Origin of the sequence: Desulfogranum marinum (assembly GCF_016918565.1) — a bacterium.
Lineage (GTDB): Bacteria > Desulfobacterota > Desulfobulbia > Desulfobulbales > Desulfobulbaceae > Desulfogranum > Desulfogranum marinum.
Genome location: NZ_JAFFQD010000097.1, coordinates 1 through 4,468 on the forward strand (window position 1 = coordinate 1; position 4,468 = coordinate 4,468).

At 45.2% G+C, this 4,468-nt stretch carries 7 protein-coding genes; all 7 read left to right on the forward strand.

The features are described from left to right. Nucleotides 1-590: 590 nt before the first annotated feature. The 7 genes from JWH17_RS22810 (at nucleotide 591) to JWH17_RS22840 (ending at nucleotide 4,252) form a co-directional block, all read left to right on the forward strand. The gene (locus JWH17_RS22810; RefSeq protein ID WP_205225011.1) at nucleotides 591-1,295 is read left to right on the forward strand and encodes a hypothetical protein; all 705 of its coding nucleotides are present in this window, start codon (nucleotides 591-593) and stop codon (nucleotides 1,293-1,295) included. Between the two features lie 81 nt (nucleotides 1,296-1,376). Next, on the forward strand, nucleotides 1,377-2,201 hold the full coding sequence (locus JWH17_RS22815; protein WP_205225012.1) for a RecB family exonuclease: 825 nt from the start codon (nucleotides 1,377-1,379) through the stop codon (nucleotides 2,199-2,201). Nucleotides 2,202-2,296: 95 nt separating this feature from the next. Continuing rightward, complete coding sequence (locus JWH17_RS22820) at nucleotides 2,297-2,518, forward strand: hypothetical protein (RefSeq protein WP_205225013.1); 222 nt, start codon at nucleotides 2,297-2,299, stop codon at nucleotides 2,516-2,518. 91 nt (nucleotides 2,519-2,609) lie between these two features. Then, nucleotides 2,610-3,371: a hypothetical protein gene (locus tag JWH17_RS22825; RefSeq protein WP_205225014.1), complete on the forward strand. Its 762-nt coding sequence runs from the start codon at nucleotides 2,610-2,612 to the stop codon at nucleotides 3,369-3,371. A 102-nt stretch (nucleotides 3,372-3,473) separates the two neighbouring features. Further along, the gene (locus JWH17_RS22830; RefSeq protein ID WP_205225015.1) at nucleotides 3,474-3,662 is read left to right on the forward strand and encodes a hypothetical protein; all 189 of its coding nucleotides are present in this window, start codon (nucleotides 3,474-3,476) and stop codon (nucleotides 3,660-3,662) included. A gap of 11 nt (nucleotides 3,663-3,673) precedes the next feature. Beyond that, entirely contained in the window at nucleotides 3,674-4,027 is a 354-nt protein-coding gene (locus JWH17_RS22835) for a DUF2958 domain-containing protein (protein ID WP_205225016.1), read from the forward strand. Between the two features lie 60 nt (nucleotides 4,028-4,087). Then, complete coding sequence (locus tag JWH17_RS22840; protein WP_205225017.1) at nucleotides 4,088-4,252, forward strand: hypothetical protein; 165 nt, start codon at nucleotides 4,088-4,090, stop codon at nucleotides 4,250-4,252. The last annotated feature ends 216 nt before the right edge of the window (nucleotides 4,253-4,468 follow it).

Below are 4,468 nucleotides of genomic sequence, written 5' to 3' on the forward strand. Positions count from 1 at the left end.
CAGAGTCTCCTGACTGACAGTTAAATACTCAATAGTAGTAATAATATAAGTATCCTACCTTCTAGGAGCATCCATGCAATTCTATTCCCTTTTCCTCTTCTTTCCATGGTACGAGTACCTCTGATTGTAAGCAGGTTGGATAGCAACTACTCTCAACATACTGATATTGTTATATTACTACTATACTACTTGGTTTAATCTCTCCAGCACCCTCCACCCGCAAACTCCATTCACACCCCCTCTACTGAATTCCCTTTTTCATCGCCCACATCGTCCATGGCACCTGTATCATCATATGTGGCAGGGACGGTCGGACGGTCAGGACGATATTTTTCCTACCGCCAAAGGTTAATGGTCGAACACGTTTCATGATGTGGTGAGAGTGTAATTGCTCCCCTGTCGCTTTGTAGCAGGTATAATTTATTCAAATAAATTATAGCCCCCCCTATGAAGGGGTGAGTACTCATTCTATTGCCTGCTCCTGGGTCTTGGCAACTTTCCATTAAAAGCATAGTGGTCCTGTTTTTGTGAAGAGGATTGGTCTTCCGGTTACCGCCTCCCCCCCCATTCACTTTTTACAGGAGATTATTATGACCAACACAAATGGAAATCAGTTTTTACCCGAAGAACTTGTCACCATGCGTCATTACGACAAACGCACAGGCCAGTGGCGTGAATCCGAATACCCCAAGGTAGGAGGACGTTTAAGGCTGGCCCACGGCCTCAATGGAAGCCTGGACATCAGTACTGAAATTATTAAGTACGACGGCAATGTGGCAGTGGTTAAAGCGCTTTGCTCAACGGACAAGGGGTCATATACAGGAATCAGTATGGCCAGTGTTGAGCGGGATGCCAAGATTGCACCGGCTATATTGGAACTGGCAGAGACGCGGGCAATAGCCAGAGCCTTACGGTTTGCCGGTTATGGCGTTGAATATTGTTCTGCAGAAGAGGTGTCACATCTTGACAGTGAAAAAGAAGATCCTTCTTACCCGCCGCCGGTCGATAATATTCCTCTGGAGCAACAGGAGCCTATCTATCATCAGACAGCGCCCGTTAGCATTCAACCTGGCAATGGAAGCTATGGCAATCGCGGTAACGGTAATAATGGCAATGGAAACGGCCAGTCACGTCTTTCTCAAAAGCAGCATTCCTTCCTCCTAAGCTTAGCCGACGACAGAAGCATCACCCGCAAGGAACTCGACACTATGAGTCGGGAAAGATATGGATGCGTTGTCAGCTTTTTATCGAAGAATGATGCGAGCAGTTTTATCGGAGAATTAACTGGCAATTAATCAGTTTTAACTAATCCAACAATGAAGGGGAGTTCGGGAAACCGGCTCCTCTTTTTTTGTGCCCAAAATTTGGAGGATATTATGTCACAAGCAATACAATCCATGAGAAGCCAGCTTCACCTCAGTCACAGTCAATTATTCACCTATCTCCAGTGTTCTCTACGCTTTTCGTTTAAGTATCTCCTTGGCCTGCCAGTAGAACACAGCAGTATCGCGCTTCATTTCGGCAAGGCTATTCACGCAGCATTAGAGGTGTTCTACCAGGGCATCAAAGAAACCGGTAAAAAGCCGTCGCTAATCAAACTGGAATACACCTTTATCAACGGCCTGTTTCAGAGCATGGAACGTACTGACGCGCCTGTACTTTATAAGAAGGATATGCCTGACACATCCACCGCAATAGCCATGGGTAAAAAGATGCTTCAGGTGCTCCACGAAGAGTCATACCTGGAAGGATATCACATAGAAGGCGTAGAACTGCCGCTCTCTGCGCCTTTGTACAATCATGAAGGCAAGGAGATGGACATTCAGTTGATGGGCATTATAGACCTACTTTTGCGCGATAATAAAGGCAATTTGGTTGCTGTGGATCACAAGACAGCAAAGCAGCCAAAGTCCCAGGGATCTGTTGATAGCGACCTACAACTCACAGCCTACAGTTATCTGCTGGCAGCAAATAAATATGTGTTCCCACGATCCGAGGTTATGTGCCGATTCGATGTATTACGAAAGTTGAAAACACCAAAGCTGGAGATATACAACACCACCCGTGGTCCAGATGCTCGTAAGCGGTTCGCCAAGTTAAGTGCCGCCGTCCTCGCTGGCATAGAAAACAAGGTGTTCCTGCCGTGCTCATCATGGATGTGTGCTGACTGTGAATACTCCAAGGCCTGTAAGAAATGGTAGTAGTAATAATATAGTATAACCAAACAATTAGAACAAACCTTGAAGCCGTTATGCCCCATTGGGTGTAGCGGCTTTTTCTATTGAAGGAGACTGATATGGAATGGAAGCAAGTACCAACCGAAGCAGTAGAACCGGAACTATTCGATTTATCCGAAATATGCGTGTGTATGGCAGCACCCTATAGTGGTCCTGATTCTTTGGATATGAGCAGGGATGATGAATGGCGTTTGTTTGTGGATGTCCTTACCACCTGTCCTGTAGATGGTACGCCATTGCCTGAAGCTACTCTGTACATCTTCAGGATACAGGGCCGTTAATTCCCCAACTATAGCAAGTCAATTCAAAGCCTTTTCTGCCTGCAGCAGGAAGGGCTTTTCTTATTTCACCCCAACAAAGAAGGAGAAAGTTATGAGTTCAGCATTGTTAGGAAAGAATCGCGTAGAAGAGTCCGCAGTAATCGCAGTACCTGATGTTCCTTTTACCAGGACGCATCACCCGATTCATCACCGTGAAGTTATAGGGGTTGTTAAAGAAGCGCTGGGGTTTCTTCAGCTGGATATTATTAAGCAGGAGTATGTTCTTGCTGCCCAGGGAAATCAGATGTTCTCGGTGTGGGATCTCGATAGCGGAACCCCTGAAATGAAATGGAGTATAGGCATCAGGAACAGCCTAAACCGCTCCATGGCTTTTGGGGTAACTGCTGGTACCAAGGTTCTGGTCTGTGACAATATGGCATTCTCGGGAGAGTATCTGGCTCTGCGTCGTCATACATCTGGATTAACCAGTGACGAACTTGGCTTTCTCGCATTCAAAACGATGAAACAGATGGTGCCACGGTTACGAGCATTCCAAAGTTGGCACGAGTCTCTGCGGAAATATCCACTTACTGAAGATGCTGCAAAGATATTATTGGTGGAGATAATGACAAATAACGTTATTCCTGCCAGCAAGTTCCACCAGTTCAACGAGCTGTATGCCAACATCTATGACAATGGTCTGTGGGGCTTTCACGAGGCCGCCACCGACGTTCTTAAAGGCAGCAACCTGCTGACCCTCCCGCAGAAAAATAAGCTGCTGAACGGCGTTATCAATTCGTATATCGACTCGCTGGATACCGCCAATCGTTCAACTCTCGGAGATTTTTACCAGAAACGCGCAATCAATCTGTAAATTTCCAAGCGCGTGGAAATCTTTTCCGAACGTCTGGAAACAATCATCAATAAGCCCTCTGGTTTGACTACCAGGGGGCTTTTCTATTTGGAGGATACAGCTATGACCAAGCAACAGAAGAAACAATACCAACCTACAGAGGCCCTACGGCAGGTACTCAACATACTCAACCAGCAAAAATTCGTTTTGGATTGTGGTCACCATGTCACCTTTAACCAGGTGCTTGGCAATGACATCACAATTCGTAACGGCAAAGAACTTCAGATTACTTGTTCAGAATGTAGATATTAGGGGGAATAATTATGTGGAATCAACCTACAGCTCAACGATTAGCTAAAATCCCAGGTTTATACGAAACTGAAAGCATCCCGTTAAAAGAAAAACTTATTCACCTACATTTTCTTATGGGTGGTCATGATTGGTATGTGGCCGAATATGATGGCCGAGATACCTTCTGGGGCTTCGCTATCCTTAACGGGGATTACGAGAATGCTGAATGGGGATACTTCTCCTTCTCCGAACTTCAGCAACTATCAATGCACGGTTGGATAGAAGTCGATTGTGAGCTTGAGGATTATTGGCAGATACGGCCAGCATCAAAGGTAGCGAAAATATGTATAGCGCAGGGTTGGACGAGGTCTGTTGAGCTTCTCTGATGGACACTGCTTTGGTTGAATATCTGGGACAATATCAGAACAATACTACAGGAGTGCAACATGAACGATATATTCGATGATGGCGTTAGCTGGGAAGAACTTGCCATTGCTTTAGGACTGAGTGAAGAAATAGCTGAAGAGGAGCGCAAGCGCTTTCAATTACATCAGGATAACGAGCCTATCGTGCCGGAGGGCGACGATCCTGAATGGTGGGAGAAGGATTAATAGGTGTAAAGTGTGTAACCTTTGATTTTTATTAGAAAGAATTGGTAGAAATTTGAAGGTTGCACACAATAACCCGTATTCTTGGATGTACAGGAATTATGTTGCGAGATTAATTATGTTGTGTCTTTTCTTCTCTGTTTGCTTTTCTTCCCTCTTTTTGTAGTTGGCATTTTTTATCTCTTCTTCCTCCCTTTTCTTTGGATTTCCTTCTTTTTC

Bases quoted from the DNA above. Each gene is read 5' to 3' on its own strand.
- JWH17_RS22835 (WP_205225016.1), top strand. From the start codon at position 3,674: ATGTGGAATCAACCTACAGCTCAACGATTAGCTAAAATCCCAGGTTTA.
- JWH17_RS22810 (WP_205225011.1), top strand. From the start codon at position 591: ATGACCAACACAAATGGAAATCAGTTTTTACCCGAAGAACTTGTCACC.
- JWH17_RS22840 (WP_205225017.1), top strand. From the start codon at position 4,088: ATGAACGATATATTCGATGATGGCGTTAGCTGGGAAGAACTTGCCATT.
- JWH17_RS22830 (WP_205225015.1), top strand. From the start codon at position 3,474: ATGACCAAGCAACAGAAGAAACAATACCAACCTACAGAGGCCCTACGG.
- JWH17_RS22820 (WP_205225013.1), top strand. From the start codon at position 2,297: ATGGAATGGAAGCAAGTACCAACCGAAGCAGTAGAACCGGAACTATTC.
- JWH17_RS22825 (WP_205225014.1), top strand. From the start codon at position 2,610: ATGAGTTCAGCATTGTTAGGAAAGAATCGCGTAGAAGAGTCCGCAGTA.
- JWH17_RS22815 (WP_205225012.1), top strand. From the start codon at position 1,377: ATGTCACAAGCAATACAATCCATGAGAAGCCAGCTTCACCTCAGTCAC.